The sequence below is a fragment of the Paludibacter sp. 221 genome (assembly GCF_010501035.1).
In the GTDB taxonomy this organism is placed as follows: domain Bacteria; phylum Bacteroidota; class Bacteroidia; order Bacteroidales; family Paludibacteraceae; genus QVMH01.
This window is the reverse complement of record NZ_QVMH01000003.1, coordinates 68,397-87,327: the sequence shown is the minus strand read 5'-3', so window position 1 is coordinate 87,327 and position 18,931 is coordinate 68,397. Positions and strand designations below refer to the sequence as shown.

At 39.0% G+C, this 18,931-nt stretch carries 23 protein-coding genes; 21 read left to right on the top strand and 2 right to left on the bottom strand.

Annotation, left to right across the window (positions count from 1 at the left end; translation table 11 throughout):
• The first annotated feature begins 13 nt into the window (after window positions 1–13).
• The 20 genes from rplF to D0T49_RS01275 all read left to right on the top strand — a co-directional run bounded on the left by rplF (window position 14) and on the right by D0T49_RS01275 (window position 13,170).
• Window positions 14–565 (top strand): 50S ribosomal protein L6, encoded by a 552-nt coding sequence (gene rplF / locus D0T49_RS01370; RefSeq protein ID WP_163628796.1) that lies wholly within the window; start codon window positions 14–16, stop codon window positions 563–565.
• A gap of 21 nt (window positions 566–586) precedes the next feature.
• Window positions 587–931 carry a 50S ribosomal protein L18 gene (gene rplR, locus D0T49_RS01365; RefSeq protein WP_163628795.1) on the top strand — a complete coding sequence of 115 codons (345 nt, stop codon included), beginning with the start codon at window positions 587–589 and terminating at the stop codon, window positions 929–931.
• 6 nt (window positions 932–937) lie between these two features.
• Window positions 938–1,456, top strand: coding sequence for a 30S ribosomal protein S5 (rpsE, locus tag D0T49_RS01360; protein ID WP_163628794.1), 519 nt, complete (start codon window positions 938–940; stop codon window positions 1,454–1,456).
• Between the two features lie 19 nt (window positions 1,457–1,475).
• Window positions 1,476–1,652, top strand: a complete 177-nt coding sequence (gene rpmD, locus D0T49_RS01355; RefSeq protein ID WP_163628793.1) for a 50S ribosomal protein L30 — start codon at window positions 1,476–1,478, stop codon at window positions 1,650–1,652.
• Between the two features lie 118 nt (window positions 1,653–1,770).
• The gene (gene rplO / locus D0T49_RS01350) at window positions 1,771–2,217 is read left to right on the top strand and encodes a 50S ribosomal protein L15 (RefSeq protein ID WP_163628792.1); all 447 of its coding nucleotides are present in this window, start codon (window positions 1,771–1,773) and stop codon (window positions 2,215–2,217) included.
• A gap of 4 nt (window positions 2,218–2,221) precedes the next feature.
• Window positions 2,222–3,562: a preprotein translocase subunit SecY gene (gene secY / locus D0T49_RS01345; protein ID WP_163628791.1), complete on the top strand. Its 1,341-nt coding sequence runs from the start codon at window positions 2,222–2,224 to the stop codon at window positions 3,560–3,562.
• 15 nt (window positions 3,563–3,577) lie between these two features.
• Window positions 3,578–4,363, top strand: a complete 786-nt coding sequence (gene map / locus D0T49_RS01340; RefSeq protein WP_163628790.1) for a type I methionyl aminopeptidase — start codon at window positions 3,578–3,580, stop codon at window positions 4,361–4,363.
• 100 nt (window positions 4,364–4,463) lie between these two features.
• Window positions 4,464–4,682 (top strand): translation initiation factor IF-1, encoded by a 219-nt coding sequence (gene infA / locus D0T49_RS01335; RefSeq protein ID WP_163628789.1) that lies wholly within the window; start codon window positions 4,464–4,466, stop codon window positions 4,680–4,682.
• A 10-nt stretch (window positions 4,683–4,692) separates the two neighbouring features.
• Window positions 4,693–4,809 (top strand): type B 50S ribosomal protein L36, encoded by a 117-nt coding sequence (gene ykgO / locus D0T49_RS01330; protein WP_163628788.1) that lies wholly within the window; start codon window positions 4,693–4,695, stop codon window positions 4,807–4,809.
• Window positions 4,810–4,836: 27 nt separating this feature from the next.
• Complete coding sequence (rpsM, locus tag D0T49_RS01325; protein ID WP_163628787.1) at window positions 4,837–5,217, top strand: 30S ribosomal protein S13; 381 nt, start codon at window positions 4,837–4,839, stop codon at window positions 5,215–5,217.
• Window positions 5,218–5,261: 44 nt separating this feature from the next.
• Entirely contained in the window at window positions 5,262–5,651 is a 390-nt protein-coding gene (gene rpsK / locus D0T49_RS01320; protein ID WP_163628786.1) for a 30S ribosomal protein S11, read from the top strand.
• Window positions 5,652–5,874: 223 nt separating this feature from the next.
• Window positions 5,875–6,480: a 30S ribosomal protein S4 gene (gene rpsD / locus D0T49_RS01315; RefSeq protein WP_163628785.1), complete on the top strand. Its 606-nt coding sequence runs from the start codon at window positions 5,875–5,877 to the stop codon at window positions 6,478–6,480.
• Window positions 6,481–6,555: 75 nt separating this feature from the next.
• Entirely contained in the window at window positions 6,556–7,548 is a 993-nt protein-coding gene (locus D0T49_RS01310; RefSeq protein ID WP_163628784.1) for a DNA-directed RNA polymerase subunit alpha, read from the top strand.
• Between the two features lie 6 nt (window positions 7,549–7,554).
• A complete protein-coding gene (rplQ, locus tag D0T49_RS01305; protein ID WP_163628783.1) occupies window positions 7,555–8,130 on the top strand; it encodes a 50S ribosomal protein L17 in 576 nt (191 codons plus the stop codon).
• 119 nt (window positions 8,131–8,249) lie between these two features.
• Window positions 8,250–8,963 (top strand): UMP kinase, encoded by a 714-nt coding sequence (gene pyrH / locus D0T49_RS01300; protein ID WP_163628782.1) that lies wholly within the window; start codon window positions 8,250–8,252, stop codon window positions 8,961–8,963.
• An 89-nt stretch (window positions 8,964–9,052) separates the two neighbouring features.
• Entirely contained in the window at window positions 9,053–9,613 is a 561-nt protein-coding gene (gene frr, locus D0T49_RS01295) for a ribosome recycling factor (RefSeq protein WP_163628781.1), read from the top strand.
• A 64-nt stretch (window positions 9,614–9,677) separates the two neighbouring features.
• Window positions 9,678–10,781 carry a BamA/TamA family outer membrane protein gene (locus D0T49_RS01290; protein WP_163628780.1) on the top strand — a complete coding sequence of 368 codons (1,104 nt, stop codon included), beginning with the start codon at window positions 9,678–9,680 and terminating at the stop codon, window positions 10,779–10,781.
• Between the two features lie 81 nt (window positions 10,782–10,862).
• Complete coding sequence (rsgA, locus tag D0T49_RS01285) at window positions 10,863–11,786, top strand: ribosome small subunit-dependent GTPase A (protein ID WP_163628779.1); 924 nt, start codon at window positions 10,863–10,865, stop codon at window positions 11,784–11,786.
• Window positions 11,787–11,985: 199 nt separating this feature from the next.
• Complete coding sequence (locus D0T49_RS01280; RefSeq protein ID WP_163628778.1) at window positions 11,986–12,498, top strand: Lrp/AsnC family transcriptional regulator; 513 nt, start codon at window positions 11,986–11,988, stop codon at window positions 12,496–12,498.
• A 141-nt stretch (window positions 12,499–12,639) separates the two neighbouring features.
• Complete coding sequence (locus D0T49_RS01275) at window positions 12,640–13,170, top strand: hypothetical protein (RefSeq protein ID WP_163628777.1); 531 nt, start codon at window positions 12,640–12,642, stop codon at window positions 13,168–13,170.
• 172 nt (window positions 13,171–13,342) lie between these two features.
• Here the strand turns inward: D0T49_RS01275 and recA are convergent, their stop codons facing one another.
• Both recA and D0T49_RS01265 read right to left on the bottom strand, forming a co-directional pair.
• Window positions 13,343–14,356, bottom strand: coding sequence for a recombinase RecA (gene recA, locus D0T49_RS01270; protein ID WP_163628776.1), 1,014 nt, complete (start codon window positions 14,354–14,356; stop codon window positions 13,343–13,345).
• Window positions 14,357–14,605: 249 nt separating this feature from the next.
• On the bottom strand, window positions 14,606–16,927 hold the full coding sequence (locus D0T49_RS01265) for an ATP-dependent helicase (RefSeq protein WP_163628775.1): 2,322 nt from the start codon (window positions 16,925–16,927) through the stop codon (window positions 14,606–14,608).
• Window positions 16,928–18,143: 1,216 nt separating this feature from the next.
• Here D0T49_RS01265 and D0T49_RS01260 point away from each other — a divergent pair.
• Complete coding sequence (locus D0T49_RS01260; RefSeq protein WP_163628774.1) at window positions 18,144–18,692, top strand: lysophospholipid acyltransferase family protein; 549 nt, start codon at window positions 18,144–18,146, stop codon at window positions 18,690–18,692.
• Window positions 18,693–18,931 lie beyond the last annotated feature (239 nt).

Genomic DNA, 18,931 nt, shown 5'->3' with positions numbered 1-18,931 from the left:
GGAGGAAAGTAGTATGTCAAGAATTGGAAAATTGCCTATTAGTGTTCCTGCCGGAGTAAACGTTACAGTAAAAGACAACGTAGTTACTGTAAAAGGTCCTAAAGGAGAATTATCACAAGAAATAGATTCTAATATCGAAGTAAAAATCGAAGGAAACGAAATTACTGTTACCCGTCCGAACGACGAAAAACAAAACAGGGCTAATCATGGTTTGTATCGCTCTTTGATACAAAATATGGTAACCGGAGTTTCTGAAGGTTACAAAAAAACATTAGAATTAGTCGGCGTAGGTTATCGTGCCTCAAGTCAAGGTCAGGTTTTGGAATTGTCTTTGGGATATACACATAACATCTTTTTGAAATTACCTAACGAAGTTAAGGTGGAAGCTAAAATGGAGCGTAACCAAAATCCGCTTATCATACTTGAAAGCTGTGATAAACAGTTGGTCGGACAAGTTTGCGCTAAAATCCGTTCGTTCCGTAAGCCTGAGCCTTACAAAGGTAAAGGTGTTCGCTTCCAAGGAGAAGTTGTTCGTCGTAAAGCAGGTAAGTCTGCAGGTAAATAATTTTCGTAAACTTGTGAAATTATGACTGGAAAAAATAATAGAAGACAAAGAATAAAAGCACATATCCGCCACAGGGTGTCGGGTACTGCTGAAAAACCACGTATGACTGTGTTCAGAAGCAATACACAGATTTATGTTCAGCTTATTGACGATGTAAATGGTAAGACTCTTGCTACTGCATCTTCTTTAGGAATGAAAGATAAAGTAAACAAAAAAGAGCAAGCTGCAAAAGTTGGAGCCCTCGTAGCGAAAACTGCTCAGGAAGCTGGAATTAAAGAAGTGGTATTCGACCGTAATGGTTACCTGTACCATGGTAGAGTTAAACAATTAGCTGACGCAGCTCGCGAAGGTGGACTTAAATTTTAATCGAGTATGGCAACAAATATGAATAGAGTAAAATCGACTAACGATTTGGAATTGAAAGACAGATTGGTAGCTGTTAACCGTGTTACAAAAGTAACAAAAGGGGGACGCACTTTTAGTTTTTCTGCTATTGTTGTAGTTGGAAACGAAAATGGTATTGTTGGCTGGGGACTTGGTAAAGCGGGTGAAGTAACTGCTGCTATTGCTAAAGGTACTGAGGCTGCAAAAAAGAACCTTATTAAAGTTCCTGTGCTTAAAGGTACTATTCCTCATGCTCAGTTAGCTAAATTTGGTGGTGCGCAAGTATTGATTCAACCAGCTTCTGCCGGTACCGGAGTAAAGGCTGGTGGTGCGATGCGTGCAGTACTTGAAAGCGTTGGTATAACTGACGTATTGGCTAAATCAAAAGGTTCGTCGAACCCTCACAACTTGGTAAAAGCTACAATGGTTGCTTTGGGCGAATTGCGTGATGCTAACACTGTTGCTCAAAACAGAGGTGTTTCGCTTGATAAAGTGTTTAACGGATAATTTATAGGAGATTTTATTTATGGCTACAATAAAAGTAAAACAAGTAAGAAGCAAAATTAATGCTCCTAAAGATCAAAAGAGAACTCTTGAGGCTCTTGGTCTTAAGAAAATGAATGCCGTTGTTGAGCACGAAGCCACTCCTGCAATTATGGGAATGGTGAACAAGGTGAAACATTTGGTTGAAGTAGAAAAATAAGTAATTAACTTTTACAGAAAAGGAGCAAGGAGTAAGGAGCAAGGAGCAAGGAGTTTCGTTTAACTCTATTCTCACTACTCACTACTCACTACTCACTACTGTTTAAAATATAAAAGACATGAATTTAAATAGTTTAACTCCTGCTGCTGGCTCAGTGAAAACCAGAAAAAGAATCGGACGTGGTTCTGGTTCCGGAATGGGTGGTACTTCAACCAGAGGACATAAAGGAGCAAAATCTCGTTCAGGTTATTCTAAGAAAATAGGTTTTGAAGGAGGTCAGATGCCGCTTCAACGTCGTTTGCCTAAATTCGGATTTAAGAATATCAACCGTATTGAATATAAAGCTATCAATCTGGAAACAATCGAAACACTTGCTGCAAGCAAAAACTTAACTAAAGTTGGATTGAGCGAATTGAGAGAAGCTGGCTTTATCTCTAAATCTTCGTTAGTGAAGGTTTTGGGTAAAGGTGCTTTGACAAAAAAAGTAGATGTTGAAGCTAATGCATTTTCTAAATCGGCAGAAGAAGCTATCGTAGCTGCAGGTGGAACCGTAACAAAATTATAATCGCATGAGATTCATAGAGACAATTAAGAATATCTGGAAGATTGAAGACCTACGTAATCGGTTATTAACAACGTTTTTGTTTGTGCTGATTTACCGTTTCGGTTCATTCATCGTTCTTCCTGGTATTGACCCAGGAGCGTTAACAGCACTTAAACAACAAACAAGTGGTGGGTTAATGAGTTTATTGAATATGTTCTCAGGAGGTGCGTTTGCCAATGCTTCTGTTTTTGCATTAGGTATCATGCCTTATATCTCAGCATCGATTGTTATACAGTTATTAACTATCGCTATTCCTTACTTCCAGAAAATGCAACGTGAGGGCGAAAGTGGTCGTAGAAAAATGAATCAGATTACACGGTATCTTACTGTTGTAATTTTGTTGCTTCAAGGCCCTTCGTACCTTATCAACCTGAAAATGCAGATGGCAAGTAGTGGTACCGCGTTTCCTGCCGGATTTTGGTTTAGCTTTTCTTCAACACTCATTCTTTGTGCGGGCAGTATGTTCGTAATGTGGTTGGGTGAGCGTATAACCGACAAGGGTATTGGAAATGGTATCTCATTCATCATCTTGGTGGGTATCATTGCCCGTTTCCCAAGTGCAATCATCAGGGAATTTGCATTCCGTCTGACAGATGCCGGTGGTGGTTTGGTAATGTTCCTGCTCGAAATTATTTTCTTGCTGGTTGTTATTGCAGCTTCTATCCTGCTTGTTCAGGGAACACGTAAAATACCTGTACAATATGCTAAACGTGTTGTAGGAAATAAACAATATGGAGGTGTTCGTCAGTATATTCCGCTTAAGGTAAATGCTGCAGGTGTAATGCCTATCATTTTTGCTCAGGCAATCATGTTTATTCCTATTACAATCATGCAATATGCTAATCCGGAAAGTGCTAGTGGATTCATGGGTACATTCCTGAATATGAATGGATTTTGGTATAACTTTGTATTTGCTATAATGATTATCGCATTTACTTACTTTTATACTGCGGTTACTATTAACCCTACACAGATGGCTGAAGATATGAAGCGTAACAATGGTTTCATTCCGGGTGTAAAACCGGGAAAGAAAACTGCTGAATATATCGACACTATTATGTCGCGTATTACATTGCCGGGTTCATTCTTCCTTGCTATTGTAGCGATTATGCCTGCATTTGCATCTTTGCTTGGTATATCACAGGAATTTGCACAATTCTTCGGTGGAACTTCACTGTTGATTATGGTAGGTGTTGTACTCGATACACTGCAGCAAATAGAAAGTCATTTATTGATGCGTCATTACGACGGGTTGATGAAGTCAGGTAGAATAAAAGGACGTACAGGTAGCGTTGCTGCCTATTAAGAAAGGAAATATCGAATGATTTTTTTAAAATCAGACGAGGAAATCGAATTACTTCGTATAAGTAATCAGATCGTAGCAAAGACATTAGCAGAAGTAGCTAAAATAATTGCTCCCGGTGTCACAACAGCTCAGTTGGACAAGGTAGCAGATGAATTTATAAGGGATAACGGAGCCGTACCGGGTTTTCTCGGTTACGGCGGTTTCCCGAAATCTATCTGTACTTCGGTAAATGAGCAGGTTGTACACGGAATACCCTCTGACAAAGTTATTTTGAAAGACGGGGATATTGTATCTGTAGATGTTGGTGCGTATATCAATGGTTTTCACGGCGATTCGGCCTATACGTTTTGTGTAGGCGAAGTGAAGCCTGAAATTATTGCGCTAATGAAAGCCACAAAGGAATCTCTGTACAAAGGTATAGAGAATGCAATTGAAGGTAAGCGTTTAGGCGATGTTGGAAATGCAGTTCAGACTTATTGTGAAGAAAGAGGTTACTCTGTTGTCCGCGAAATGATAGGACATGGTGTAGGCCGCAATTTGCACGAAAAACCCGATGTTCCGAATTATGGAAGAAAAGGAAACGGGCCAATGCTGAAAACAGGTATGACAATCGCTATTGAACCTATGATAAATTTAGGTAAGCGTAATATCGTGTTCGAAAGTGATGGTTGGACTGTAAGAACTATCGATCGTAAACCTTCGGCTCATTTTGAGCATTCAATAGCTGTACGCCGTGGTAAAGCGGATATTTTATCCAGTTTTCAATATATCGAAGAGGTGTTAGGAGACAGAGCAATTTAAATCCCACTCTCTTTTGAATAGAGAATTTTGAAATAACCATAATTTTGTTTAATTTTGCATTCTTTTTAAAAGCCCCTTTGGGGAATTTAAGGGTAATTTTATGGCTAAACAAACTGCAATAGAACAAGACGGAACAATTGTAGAGGCATTATCTAATGCAATGTTTCGTGTAGAATTGGAAAACGGGCATGTTATTACTGCTCATATTTCCGGTAAAATGCGTATGCACTATATCAAGATTTTGCCGGGTGATAGAGTGAAAGTGGAAATGTCGCCTTACGATTTGACAAAGGGAAGAATATCGTTCAGATACAAATAAAACAAATAATATGAAAGTAAGAGCATCTATTAAAAAACGTTCTGAAGATTGCAAAATCGTTCGTCGTAAAGGACGTTTGTATGTTATCAACAAAAAAAATCCTAAGTTTAAACAACGTCAGGGATAATTAATTATTTTTGCAAAAAATTAGTTTATGGCAATAAGAATCGTCGGAGTAGATTTACCCCAAAATAAAAGAGGGGAAGTTGGATTGACTTATATCTACGGAATAGGTCGCAGTAGTGCAAAAAAAATCTTGAATGAAGCTGGTGTTGATTTAGACACTAAAGTGAAAGATTGGACTGATGACCAAGCAGCTAAAATCCGTGAAATTATCGGTGCCCAATACAAGGTAGAGGGTGATTTGCGTTCGGAAGTGCAACTTAACATCAAACGTTTGATGGATATTGGTTGCTACAGAGGTATCCGTCACCGTATTGGTCTTCCTGTACGTGGACAAAGTACAAAGAACAACGCCCGTACCCGTAAAGGTAGAAAGAAAACTGTTGCTAACAAGAAAAAAGCAACTAAGTAATTGAGGTATTAACAATTAGCGAATTTTAGTAAAGTAATAATAATATGGCAAAGAAAACAGTTGCAGCCAAAAAAAGAGTTGTTAAGGTGGATGGTGCAGGACAGTTACACGTTCACTCTTCTTTCAACAACATTATTGTCACACTTACCAATGGTGAAGGACAAGTGATATCTTGGTCTTCGGCAGGTAAAATGGGATTCAGAGGCTCAAAGAAAAATACACCTTATGCAGCGCAAATGGCAGCACAGGATTGTGCTAAAGTTGCATACGACTTAGGACTACGCAAAGTAAAAGCTTATGTAAAAGGACCGGGTAATGGTCGCGAATCGGCTATCCGTACTGTACACGGAGCCGGAATAGAAGTAACTGAAATAGTTGACGTTACTCCATTACCACACAATGGTTGTCGTCCTCCAAAACGCAGAAGAGTTTAATTTATTTACGATTTTATTATTTACAATTTACAATCAAATAAGGCGATTGTAAATTGTAAATAAATATGTGAATTGTAAATTAAAATCAAGTCTAAAAGGCGTCAAAAATCGGTAAGGATTGTTTTGGGTTGTGTTTCTAAACCTCTCTACAACCGCGGCTGTAACGATTAGTACTGGTTCCCCGTCTGTAGGACAATAATAAATAAAAAACAATTAAAAAGAAATGGCAAGATATATCGGACCAAAATCAAAAATCGCACGTAAATTTGGTGAGCCTATTTTCGGACCAGATAAAGTATTATCTAAAAAGAACTATCCTCCCGGACAGCACGGAAATACACGCCGTCGTAAAACTTCGGAGTATGGCACACAGTTGCGTGAGAAACAAAAAGCTAAATATACTTACGGAGTATTAGAAAAACAATTCCGTATTCTTTATGAAAAAGCTCAAAGTAACCCGGGTGTAACAGGGGTTATCTTGTTGCAATTATTAGAGTCTCGTTTGGATAACGTAGTTTATCGTTTGGGAATGGCAAAAACCCGTGCAGGTGCTCGTCAGTTAGTATCTCACCGTCACATTACTGTGGATGGAAAAGTTGTTAATATCCCATCATATCACGTGCGTCCCGGACAAGTTATCGCAGTACGTGAGAAAAACAAATCAATGGAAGTTATCAACGAATCGTTAAGTGGTTTCAACCATAGCAAATATCCTTGGATTGAATGGAACGATTCTATCATGGGTGGAACTTTCTTACATATTCCGGAACGTGAAGATATTCCAGAAAACATTAAAGAACAATTAATTGTAGAGTTGTACTCTAAATAATAACCGGCTTTTAGTTGGTATTATTTTAATTGTATTTTTCAAATCGTAATTTTAAAATAAAATAAATAAACATCCATGGCTATATTAGCATTTCAAAAACCCGATAAAGTAATCATGTTGGAAGCTGACGATTTTCAAGGTAAATTTGAATTTCGTCCGCTCGAGCCCGGTTATGGTATCACTATCGGTAATGCTCTGCGTCGTATCCTTCTTTCTTCGTTAGAAGGTTTTGCTATAACTTCAATCAAAATAGAAGGTGTTGACCATGAGTTCGCAACTATTCCGGGAGTGATTGATGATGTTACTAACATTATCCTGAACCTTAAACAAGTAAGATTCAAACAAGTTGTTGAAGGAATAGAAAATGAAAAAGTAACAATTTCAGTTTCGGGTCAAACCGTTTTTAAAGCCGGCGATATTGGAAAACATTTTACTGGTTTCGAAGTGCTTAATCCTGATTTGGTTATTTGTACTCTTGATGCTTCTGCCGGTTTTCAAATTGATATTACTGTAAATAAAGGACGTGGTTATCTTCCTGCCGAAGAAAACAGAAATCCGAATGCGGAAATTGGTGTAATACCGGTTGATGCTATTTTTACTCCGATTCGCAACGTGAAATATTCAGTTGAAAACTATCGTGTAGAACAGATTACAGATTACGAAAAATTAGTGTTAGAAATCAGCACAGATGGTTCTATCCATCCGAAAGAGGCGTTGAAAGAAGCTGCAAAAATCCTGATTCACCACTTCATGCTGTTCTCTGACGAAAAAATATCGTTGGAGCAAGCTAAGGCTGAAGAAAATGATGAATTTGATGAAGAAGTACTTCATATGCGCCAGTTGCTTAAAACAAAACTTACCGACATGGACTTGTCAGTACGTGCGTTGAATTGTTTGAAAGCAGCAGATGTAGAGACTTTAGGACAGCTTGTTTCTTACCACCGCAACGATTTGCTGAAGTTCCGTAACTTCGGTAAAAAATCGCTTACTGAGTTGGACGAGAAATTGGAGAGCCTGAACCTGTCATTCGGCATGGATATTTCTAAATATAAATTGGATAAAGAGTAACGAAAAATGAGACACAATAAGAAATTCAATCATTTAGGCCGTAAAACGGCTCACAGAAAGGCAATGCTTTCTAACATGGCATGTTCGCTTATCATGCACAAACGCATTGCTACTACTGTGCCTAAAGCAAAAGCATTAAAATTATATATTGAGCCGCTTTTGACTAAATCTAAAGAGGATACTACTAATTCAAGACGTGTGGTTTTCAGCTATTTGCAAAATAAAGAAGCGGTTACTGAATTGTTCCGCGAAATTTCTGTAAAAATAGCAGACCGTCCGGGTGGCTATACTCGTATCTTAAGAACAGGTTTCCGTTTGGGTGATAATGCTGAAATGTGTATCATCGAATTAGTAGACTACAACGAAAACATGTTGAAAGAAAAGTCGGCTAAGAAAACAAAACGTACTCGTCGTGCCGGTACTGCCAAAGCAACTACAGAAGCTGCTCCTGCAAAGGAAACAGTGAAAGAAGAAGCTGCTCCGGTTGAAGAAGCACCAAAAGCCGAAGAAGCTCCGGTAGTAGAAGAAACTCCGGCCGAAGCTCCTGCAACTGAAGAAAAAGAAGCTGAAAAGGCAGAATAAGAAATAAAAATCTTAATATATAAGAATGAAGCGAGGTAAATTGATTTTATCTCGCTTTTTATTTTTGCATACTTGTATATAAATTCCAAATTAGCTACATTTGTTCAAATTTTTAGGATATGGCAGTATTTAACCGGATATTATTGAAACTGAGTGGCGAATCGCTTATGGGAAGTAAGCAATATGGAATTGATGAGAACCGCTTGGCGGAGTATGCTTCGCAAATAGCTGAGATTTCGCAGATGGGAGTTCAGATAGCTATTGTAATTGGTGGAGGCAATATATTCAGAGGGCTGAGCGGGGCTTCGAAAGGTTTTGACAGGGTGCAGGGCGACCAAATGGGTATGTTGGCTACAGTTATCAATAGCCTTGCGTTGAACTCAGCATTACAGGCTGCCGGCATGCGTTCGCGGGTGCTTACTGCAATACGGATGGAACCGATAGGGGAGTATTATAGTAAGCAAAAAGCTATAGCCTCGTTGGAGCAAGGCGAAATAGTTATTCTTTCGGGCGGGACGGGAAATCCTTTTTTTACTACTGATACAGGCTCATCGCTGCGTGCTATTGAGGTAGAGGCCGATGTGATGCTGAAAGGTACGCGGGTAGATGGAATTTATACCGCCGACCCTGAAAAAGACCCTACTGCCGTGAAGTTTGACGAAATAACTTATGATGAGATATATAACCGTAACTTGAAGGTTATGGACTTGACTGCCACCACTATGTGCAAGGAAAACAATATGCCTATTTATGTTTTCGATATGGACACTCCGGGCAATTTGAAAAAAGTAATGCAGGGAGAAAAAATCGGCACATTGGTAAAAAATAAGTAGAGTTCTCAATAATTAAAAATAGTATAAATCAAATTATCCTTAGAGCTTCTTTTGTGAGGGATAGGGAATTTTCTTAATAAAATAGAGTTATGTTAGACGTAAAGCCTTATTTGAATAAAGCGCAGGAAAGCATGGAAGGTGCTCTTGCTTATTTGGACGAGTCGTTAGCCCACATACGTGCAGGTAAAGCCAATGCGCGTATTCTGGATGGTATCAGGGTGGATTATTATGGTTCGCTTACGCCGCTTGCAAGTGTTGCTACCGTATCGACTCCGGATGCTAAGACAATCGTGATTCAGCCTTGGGAAAAGAATATGATTTCTGTTATCGAAAAGGCAATCATGGATTCGGATGTGGGTATTACACCTGCGAACAATGGTGAGACAATCCGTTTGGGGATTCCACCGCTGACGGAAGACCGTCGTAAACAGCTGGTAAAACAGGCTCGTGGCGAAGGCGAAGAAGCTAAAATCAGCGTGCGTAGCTCAAGGCGCGATGCGATTGAACAAGTGAAAAAACTAGTAAAAGAAGGATTGCCTGAGGATGCCGGTAAAGATGCTGAAGCCGAAATACAAAAGATTCATGATAAATATATCAAGAAGATAGAAGATATGCTTGCTGATAAAGAAAAAGAGATTATGACTGTGTAATCATTTCTTTCTGCTTTAGTTTATTTAATGATTCCTATTTTAGTCATCTCGAATCAGGTTTGAGATGGCTTTTGTTTTTCTGAATATGTTTCGTAAAGCCGTATTATTTTTATTTTTAGCATTCGCTGTTCAGTTGCATGCCCAGTCCGATTCTATTGTGTCGCGCAGTAGTATTTTTGTTATTCCTCACGCTTCGTACCAGCAGGAGACAAGCTGGGCGCCGGGTGTCGCTTACGGTTACTATTTCAAAAGTAAAGACCTGAACCGTATCAGTTCCATTTCGGGGAGTGCGGTATATACTTTCAGGCATCAATTTATATTTAATACTACTCCTAAAATTTACTTCCGAAATAATAAATGGTATTTATATTCTAACGTTAATTTCCGAAATTATCCCGATTACTATTATGGTATTGGCAATCAGGATAATGATATAAAACAGCCTTTTACCTCGCGCATTATTTCGGTTCTGCTTCAGCCTCAGTATGCTGTGACTAAAGATTTATATGTAGGGGTCAACCTTGCTACCCGTATTGAGCATATTAAAATAGATTCTACTTTTACGGCAAATGAGGAGAGTATTTACGAACGTTTTGGCAAAGCGGGATGGAAGCCTTATTATCAAACAAGCCTTGGGGTGGTAGCAACGTACGATAGCCGTGATAATTCTTTTTATCCCTATAGCGGGGTTTTTGGCAAATTTTCATTTGCTTTTTCGCAGGCGGGCTTTGGCAGTACATATTCATTGCAACAGGTTTCTTTGGATTTGAGGAAATACTTTCCATTATTCGGGTCGCATGTGTTTGCGCTTCAAGCCAAATTTGATGGTATATTCGGTAAGGACGTGCCTTTTCAGATGCTTTCTACTCTGGGTGGTATTGATATGCTGCGCGGATTCCGTCAAGGGAAGTATAAAGAAAATATGCTGTTGGCTGCACAGGCTGAATATCGTTTCCCGATATATAAGCGTTTCAAAGCTGCTGTGTTTTGCGCTACAGGCGATGTGTTCGATAGCAAGAATTTTCGTACCGACAAGTTGAAGTTTGCTTATGGTGCAGGGATTCGTTGCCGTGTAAACGATGCACGCGTTCATGTCCGGTTTGATGTCGCTAAAAGTAATTATGATAACAAATTACAATTTTATATTACTGCTACAGAGGCTTTTTGAGTAAATAGGCAGGCAAAGTAAACAATATAGTACTAATTTAAAAGCCTCCCCCCGAAGGGGAGGTTGGTGGGGCTTATAAATATGGAAGGTCTTGTTGTAAAAAATTCCGGAAGCTCGTATTGGGTAAAGGGCGATGACGGGAAACCGGTAGAGTGTAAGATAAAGGGCAATTTCCGTATTAAAGAAATTAAGACTACCAACCCTGTTGCTATCGGTGATAGAGTAGCTTTTGAGCTTACGCCTGATGGTATGGGGTTGATATATGAAATAAAGGAAAGGAAGAATTATATTATCCGCCGCTCGTCGAATTTATCAAAGCAGGCTCACATTATTGCTGCCAATCTGGATTGGGCGGCATTGATAGTAACAGTAAATTATCCTGAGACTTATACGGTTTTTATCGACCGCTTTTTGACTACGGCCGAGGCATATAGAATACCCGCCTGCATTATATTCAATAAAACAGACTGTTATGACGACGGCGAAAAAGAATATCTGGATGCTTTAGCTTATTTATACTCTACAATGGATTATCCGATATTTAAAGTATCTGCTTTGAATCCGGATTCGTTGAAAGGGCTGATTGATTTTCTGAAAGGTAAAATAACGTTGTTTTCAGGAAATTCAGGTGTGGGTAAGTCAACTTTGATAAACGCTATATTGCCTGATTCGGATATAAAGACGAGTGGTATTTCTATGGTTCATAATAAGGGAATGCATACAACTACATTCTCTGAAATGTATGAGTTGGACGGGGGAGGGTATATAATTGATACTCCGGGTGTGAAGGGATTTGGTGTGATTGATATGGAAAAAAACGAAGTGGGGCATTATTTCAGGGATATTTTTCCGGTATCAAAAAAATGTCGCTTCTTTAATTGTACTCATATTCATGAGCCGGGTTGTGCTGTGTTGGAAGCGGTTGAAAATCAGCAAATATCACAGTCGCGCTATCAAAGTTACCTGAGTATAATGGAAGATTGCGATTCGGGTAAATACCGTTAATATTGTTTTTGAAAATCGGCTTTCAAATTGTATGAAAATATAAGATAGAAATGAAAATTTTTAATACATTTGTAGAATATAGGATGCGTTTCGGGTAAGCTAAAACAAGTTTTGCTTACCCCTCAACTTTCACTATATTTGTATAAGAAATAAGCCTTGTTGAAAGAGAATAACATGAAAAGCTAAATAATAATGTATTATGGGACAACATAGAATTGACAGGTTAGATAAAAAGATTTTACAATTAATATCGAAAGATGCCCGGATACCGTTTTTAGAGGTTGCCCGCGAGTGTAATGTGTCTGGTGCTGCAATTCATCAGCGCATCCAGAAACTACGCAATATAGGCGTTATCAAAGGCTCTGAATTTATTGTAGATACGTATAAGATAGGCTACCAGACCTGTGCGTATATTGGTATCACACTTACCGATGTGAAATTGTTTGACTCGGTGGTTAGCGAGATGAAGAAGATACCCGAAGTGGTAGAATGTCATTATACTACAGGAAAATATGCGATGTTCATTAAAATATATGCGAAGGACAACAGGCACTTGTTGGATATTATATTGGAAAAACTTTCGGTGATACAGGGGGTAGGGCATACTGAAACTTTCCAGATTTCGCTCGATGAGATATTTCACCGCCAGTTATCAGTATTTGATGTGGATACAAGTATTGACGTGGATGATGAATATGAGGAAGAAGATTAAAATTGAGAATATAGTTGTGAGTGCTTCATTATTTAATGAGGCACTTGTTTTTTTCAAAAAACAATTCTTGTAAAAAGAATGTTTAAGAAGAAGTGGCCTTATTAATTTGCACATGAAATTATCCTCAAAAACATATTTAATATGAAAGAATTAAAAACACTTTTCTTGGCAGTATCAATTATTGCACTTGTTTTATTTGTAGCACTTGATTTATTGTTCGATTCGGTATTTGCCCGTCCTATTAATTTTATGGACACTTTGCTAACCGGAGTTGTAATAGCCCTAATTGTAGCACTGGCTTTGGTATTGGTAATTAATTCGTTATTAAAACCGAAATTAAATTTTCTGAATACCGAAGATACTGATATACCTCCCTTTGGGGATAAAATGGAGAGATACATTCCGGTGGAAACTTCAGATTTTTCGTTCGAGGTTGTTAAGTACCGGATAAAAGAACAATACCATATTACGGTATATGATGATGTGGAAAAATATGTAGTGAAGTTTCGTTCAGGGTTTTTCCCATCATGGGGAGTAGGAGGATGTGTCACTTATGATGCAGTGCAGCGAACAATGAAACTAACTTGTTTCCCGATAACGGCTTATACCGAAAAATCTGTTAAGGTCACACAAACCACGATGGATAAGGTAGAAAAATTAATAAAGATTTGATTCGTTATACTCAAGGTGTTTAACATTTTGTTTTGAATACAATGGTGATTTAAAATCCTTATTGTAAATTCAGGTAGGAAAAGAGGATAGGAAATATTGATTGGAGGGTAAAAATAAATCCGGTCTTCAAAAAGAAACCGGATTTATTCATTCTGATAAAAACAGATGATGTTTATTTCTTGTTTTGGATAGCTTCCATGATTTTAGCTTCCAGTTCATCAGCCAACTCAGGATTATCCCTTACTACTGCTTTTGCAGCATCACGTCCCTGTGCCAGTTTGGTATCGCCATAGCTAAACCACGACCCGCTTTTCTTAACCACTCCGTATTCAACTCCTAAGTCGATAATTTCTCCTGTACGCGAAATACCTTCGCCAAACATGATATCAAATTCGGCTTTGCGGAAAGGAGGAGCTACTTTATTCTTTACTACTTTTACACGTGTTTGGTTTCCTACCACGTCTTCACCGTCTTTTAATTGACCAATTCTGCGGATATCGAGACGAACCGAAGAATAAAACTTCAGAGCGTTACCCCCAGTCGTAGTTTCGGGGTTGCCAAACATTACGCCGATTTTGTCGCGCAACTGGTTGATGAAAATACAGGTAGTATTTGTCTTGTTGATATTGGCAGTAAGTTTTCTTAATGCCTGCGACATCAAGCGGGCTTGCAATCCCATTTTAGAGTCGCCCATATCTCCTTCAAGTTCGGCTTTTGGGGTAAGTGCAGCTACTGAGTCGATTACAACAATATCAACAGCAGAAGATCGGATGAGCTGGTCGGCAATTTCCAAAGCCTGCTCGCCGCTATCGGGCTGCGAAATAAGCAAATCGTCGATGTTTACACCTAATTTTTCAGCATAAAAACGGTCGAAAGCGTGTTCTGCGTCGATGATTGCAGCTATTCCGCCTGCCTTTTGTGCTTCGGCTATGGCATGTATTGCCAGTGTGGTTTTACCCGACGACTCAGGCCCGTATATCTCAATGACACGGCCGCGTGGATAGCCCCCTACGCCCAATGCCATATTCAGTCCTACCGAGCCGGTAGGGATAACGGAAACTTCCTCCACTTTGGTGTCGCCCATTTTCATAATGGTGCCTTTGCCGTGGTCTTTCTCTATTTTGTCCATTGCGAGCTGCAATGCTTTCAATTTCTCGGATGATGGTTTTTTTACTTCTTCTGACATGCTTTATTTTAATTAATTATTTTATTTGTATATGATTTTTTTCTTGAAAAAGTGATAAAAGGTCTACATAATATCAATATATAAAAACGTATACTATGCTGATTGTCAGCTTGTTATTTGAAATAAATTTGTAAAACATTGATAATCAGTATTATTCTGTTCTGAGTGTTTATACAGCCAATTTCGTTTTTAAGCCTTTTTTTGTTTCTTCTGCTTGTTGTACCTATATCTTTACAAATATAGTTGTTTTTATTGTAATATTTCGAGTTTGGCAAACTTCAGCAGGAGCGATTTTACTCCTTTTTCGCCAAAGTCTATTTCAGCTTTTTCGTTGCCATTCACGATGCTAGTTTCCAATACTTTGCCTATCCCGAATATGCTGTGTTTGACAAATGCTCCTACCGGAACGGATGGATTTTGGGTTGTAACCTTGCTGTTATCTCCTTTAGGTAATTTAGCCAGTCGCTTTGGTCTTACAGGTATATATTCAGTCTCTTCTTTTTGGAAACTTATCGTTGGCTGTTGTTTGTTGAAGCGCATCCGCTCAAGGTTAACTTCATCGTCCCAGTTTCCTGTTAGCTTTGGCTTGTCAAGAATAGTTTCATCTTTCGGGATATCAAGATACCTTTCGTCAATATCTTTTAAAAAACGGCTTGGATTCGAGAAATTTGTTTTCCCGTTGCGGAACCGCGAACGTGCATAACTTATCAAACAACGCTCTTCGGCGCGCGTGATGGCTACATAAAACAAACGTCGTTCTTCTTCCAAATCGCGCTCATTGTCTACATTGAACGGGGAGGGGAAAAGTTCTTCTTCCATGCCCACTATGAATACGACTTTAAATTCCAGGCCTTTTGCTGCGTGTACCGTCATCAGGGTGACGCGGTTGCTTTCTCCTTTGTCAGTATCCTGATCTGTAAGCAACGAAATTTCAGCCAAGTAGTCGGAAAGATAAAGATTTGCTTCCCCGTTTTTTTCTTTCTCATCGCAAAACTCGTGGATTGCTTTTAGCAATTCCTGTATATTTTCCTGTTTACTAAGATTTTCGGGCGAACGGTCGAGAAATGTTTCGCTAAGTATACCTGTTCCTTTTATTATATTCTGAGCAAGCTCGTACGCATTAAGTTCGGTTATGAGTGCTGCATACGAGTCTATTATATCCCTGAAATTTGCCAGTTTAGCAGCAGTTCCTGCATTTACGGGTAAGTTATATCCCAACATATCGTTCAGCACATCCCACACTCCAACTCCGTGTAACTGAGCGGTGGCAAATAGTTTCCCTACGGTAGTGTCGCCAATGCCCCGTGCCGGATAGTTGATAATGCGCTTAAGGGCTTCTTCATCATTCCTGTTTGCTACGAGGCGAAAATAAGCGATAACGTCTTTTATCTCTTTGCGCTGATAAAAAGAAAGGCCTCCATAAATACGATAGGGGATATTTTGCTTCCGCAATGCTTCTTCTATTACCCGCGATTGTGAGTTGGTACGGTACAATACAGCAATGTCCTGATGACCGTAATTTTCTTTTTTGTTGAGTAGCTTGATGTTGTCGGCAACATACATACCTTCTTCCAAATCGGTAAAAACATTGGTGACTTTGATAAGTTCACCGGTTTCTTTCTCCGAGAAAATAGTCTTTTTTATCTGAGCCGAATTTTTATCTATCAGGCTGTTTGCAGCGTTTACAATGTTCTTGGTGGAACGGTAATTGCGTTCCAACTTAAATACCTTGGCTTCGGGATATGTGTTTTTAAATTGCAGTATATTGTCGATGTTTGCCCCCCGAAAAGAGTAAATGCTTTGGGCATCGTCTCCTACCACGCATATTTTTTTATGTGCCTCGGCCAGTTTTTTTACAATCAGGTATTGGGCGAAATTGGTATCCTGATACTCGTCTACCAGAATAAATTGAAATATGTGCTGGTATTTTTGCAAAGCGTCAGGATGGTTGCGGAACAGCAGGTTGGTTTGTAGCAACAAATCGTCAAAATCCATTGCATCGGCTTGCTTGCATCGGCTGCTATAGATTTGATATATCTCTTTCAGCAACGGCACTTTTGCATACAAGTCGCTTTTTTGGACATCGCTGTCCGACGCATAGGCTTGCGGAGTAATCAGGTTGTTTTTAGCAAAAGAAATGCGCGATTGTATAAGTCCCGGCTTGTAAACTTTATCGTCCAGTTTCATCTCCTTGATAATTGCTTTTATCAGGCTTTTGGAGTCGGCCGAGTCGTAGATTGTAAAGTTCTTGCTATATCCCGTTTTTTCGGATTCGGCACGCAATATGCGTGAAAAGATGGAGTGAAAAGTTCCCATCCACAGGTAACGTGCTACGTTTTCGCCTACAATTTGTGCAATGCGGCTTTTCATTTCCTTTGCAGCCTTGTTGGTAAACGTAAGTGCAAGGATGGTGTTAGGACGCATCCCCATTTTTAATAGATATGCTATTTTGTAGGTCAATACACGTGTTTTTCCTGAGCCGGCACCTGCTATTACAAGTGAAGGCCCATCCGTATATATTACCGCTTGCCGCTGGCTGTCGTTCAGTTCGTCTAAAAAAGGAAATTCCATAGTTATAAATGCCTTGTTTTTATTCTTTCGTCCTCAAGCCGGACGGGCTTTTACTTTTTCCTATAGCTGAAAAAGTAAACAAAAAATTAACCTTGTTGAAGCACCTACGCTCAGCATAGTTCAAGCAAGCTTGACTCTGCTTTNCATTCACCGCTACACCTGCTTCGCTAAAATTCAGCTACACTCCGCTACAGGCTTTAAAACTCCTCACTTCGCTCGTCAAACAGCAAACCCTGTTTAACGCTACGTTACGCTGAATTTCTTAACGCTCACCAGCTGAGGCGGAAAGATTAGCTATGGCTACGAAAGAAGAAAGTCGTAAATTAGCATGTTTTGATGCGGTTGCCCTTGTTTATATTCAATAGTTTATTATAAGCACATCGTCTTAATTAGTTTTTATTTTGTGCCACATAGGTTCAGTTAGTTATACATAGCTTTTGTTTTCAAACGTGGAGACACCAAGATACCGATTTAAATTATTAGTGTTTAAATTATTATTCCCGTTTAGCGGATTTATTCTTTGTCCTCTTTTTATTCTATCGGGCAAAAGATTTTTCGCCCCTCCGTTTTATAGTTATAGCTATTAACCACTAACTCTCATAAGCGTGCTATGTGAGCTAAATAATTATAGCATTAAAGGCTCCCGTAGGGAGCAAAGTTTGGTAATATGCGGACACTCAATCATCCGGCGTGCCGTAGGTACGCAACTTCCTCTCTAATTGTCGCGTACCTACGGCACGCCCGCTATATCTAAAGATAGTGCTGTTACCAAACTTCCACTCCTAACGGAGTGCATGTATTTGAATTTAAATATATTAGCCTCTAAAGTGTTGATGGTTAGAGCATAATTTTTATTGAATATAATCTCTAATGTACAAGAAAATCAGTTCTTAATATTCAAACCAGCCAAATACCGACTTTATTATCCGACAAGCGGTATGAAACCGCTGTTCGGGTTGCGACATCTGAAATTTTAGTTAGTGTTTAGTGACTATAGTCCGCTTTACATCTAAATTATTTCTACTTTAAAACAAATAAATCAGTCTGTGCATTCGGAATAAATATCTCCTTGTAAATTACGAATCAGAGGGAATTTATTTTTACAAAGTTAATGATTTGGATTGGTTGCTGCTAAAATATTTTTCAACATCTTGTGGTTTGAACGAAAAGCAGTAGCTTTGTGTTTGTATTAAAAAAACGAGTAACCTCAGTATGTATGAAAAAAATTAGCCGTTGGTTGTTGAAAGTTGCAGGTTGGAAGTATGTTACCACAGTACCCGAACCTCCCAAAAGCGTTATATGTGTGGCGCCCCATACAAGCAACTGGGACTTTATTCTGGGTAAGTTGTATTATTGGGCGGAGGATAGAGATGCGTCTTTTCTGATGAAAAAGTCGTGGTTCTTTTTCCCTGTTGGGAATGTGCTACGTAGTATGGGTGGAGTGCCTGTCGACCGTTCGAAAAAAACATCGGTTACGCAGCAGGTGGTTGACATGTTTAATAACCGCAATACTTTTCATATAGCTATTACTCCCGAAGGTACGCGCAAGAAGGTACGGAAATGGAAAATGGGATTTTACAATATTGCCGTTCAGGCAAATGTGCCTATACAGTTGGCATATATCGATTATGGTAAAAAAGAATTAGGTATCACAGGCATATTTTACCCTACGGGAGACGAGAAAAAGGATTTGAAAGAAATACAGTCTTTTTTTAAAGGTGTGACAGCCCGTTTTCCTGAAAACTTTTATTTGCCGGAGGAATAATTTTAGTTTATGCCCACATAGGTATTCGACACAAGTTAACTTGTATTATTTTGCTCATTAGCTCACATAGTACACATACGAAAACACATAGGGACACAGTAGAAATATAGACCTACCTTATTAACTTGTTTTTAAGTTGCTTAATAAGCTAATAAGGTTGAGTTTGCAAGTTTATTATTGTTACTAAGGTTTAATACAAAAATAAGGTTTTTACCTTGCTATTCAAATGTTTATAAGGG

Bases quoted from the DNA above. Each gene is read 5' to 3' on its own strand.
- rplF (WP_163628796.1), top strand. From the start codon at position 14: ATGTCAAGAATTGGAAAATTGCCTATTAGTGTTCCTGCCGGAGTAAAC.
- rplR (WP_163628795.1), top strand. From the start codon at position 587: ATGACTGGAAAAAATAATAGAAGACAAAGAATAAAAGCACATATCCGC.
- rpsE (WP_163628794.1), top strand. From the start codon at position 938: ATGGCAACAAATATGAATAGAGTAAAATCGACTAACGATTTGGAATTG.
- rpmD (WP_163628793.1), top strand. From the start codon at position 1,476: ATGGCTACAATAAAAGTAAAACAAGTAAGAAGCAAAATTAATGCTCCT.
- rplO (WP_163628792.1), top strand. From the start codon at position 1,771: ATGAATTTAAATAGTTTAACTCCTGCTGCTGGCTCAGTGAAAACCAGA.
- secY (WP_163628791.1), top strand. From the start codon at position 2,222: ATGAGATTCATAGAGACAATTAAGAATATCTGGAAGATTGAAGACCTA.
- map (WP_163628790.1), top strand. From the start codon at position 3,578: ATGATTTTTTTAAAATCAGACGAGGAAATCGAATTACTTCGTATAAGT.
- infA (WP_163628789.1), top strand. From the start codon at position 4,464: ATGGCTAAACAAACTGCAATAGAACAAGACGGAACAATTGTAGAGGCA.
- ykgO (WP_163628788.1), top strand. From the start codon at position 4,693: ATGAAAGTAAGAGCATCTATTAAAAAACGTTCTGAAGATTGCAAAATC.
- rpsM (WP_163628787.1), top strand. From the start codon at position 4,837: ATGGCAATAAGAATCGTCGGAGTAGATTTACCCCAAAATAAAAGAGGG.
- rpsK (WP_163628786.1), top strand. From the start codon at position 5,262: ATGGCAAAGAAAACAGTTGCAGCCAAAAAAAGAGTTGTTAAGGTGGAT.
- rpsD (WP_163628785.1), top strand. From the start codon at position 5,875: ATGGCAAGATATATCGGACCAAAATCAAAAATCGCACGTAAATTTGGT.
- D0T49_RS01310 (WP_163628784.1), top strand. From the start codon at position 6,556: ATGGCTATATTAGCATTTCAAAAACCCGATAAAGTAATCATGTTGGAA.
- rplQ (WP_163628783.1), top strand. From the start codon at position 7,555: ATGAGACACAATAAGAAATTCAATCATTTAGGCCGTAAAACGGCTCAC.
- pyrH (WP_163628782.1), top strand. From the start codon at position 8,250: ATGGCAGTATTTAACCGGATATTATTGAAACTGAGTGGCGAATCGCTT.
- frr (WP_163628781.1), top strand. From the start codon at position 9,053: ATGTTAGACGTAAAGCCTTATTTGAATAAAGCGCAGGAAAGCATGGAA.
- D0T49_RS01290 (WP_163628780.1), top strand. From the start codon at position 9,678: ATGGCTTTTGTTTTTCTGAATATGTTTCGTAAAGCCGTATTATTTTTA.
- rsgA (WP_163628779.1), top strand. From the start codon at position 10,863: ATGGAAGGTCTTGTTGTAAAAAATTCCGGAAGCTCGTATTGGGTAAAG.
- D0T49_RS01280 (WP_163628778.1), top strand. From the start codon at position 11,986: ATGGGACAACATAGAATTGACAGGTTAGATAAAAAGATTTTACAATTA.
- D0T49_RS01275 (WP_163628777.1), top strand. From the start codon at position 12,640: ATGAAAGAATTAAAAACACTTTTCTTGGCAGTATCAATTATTGCACTT.
- recA (WP_163628776.1), bottom strand. From the start codon at position 14,356: ATGTCAGAAGAAGTAAAAAAACCATCATCCGAGAAATTGAAAGCATTG.
- D0T49_RS01265 (WP_163628775.1), bottom strand. From the start codon at position 16,927: ATGGAATTTCCTTTTTTAGACGAACTGAACGACAGCCAGCGGCAAGCG.
- D0T49_RS01260 (WP_163628774.1), top strand. From the start codon at position 18,144: ATGAAAAAAATTAGCCGTTGGTTGTTGAAAGTTGCAGGTTGGAAGTAT.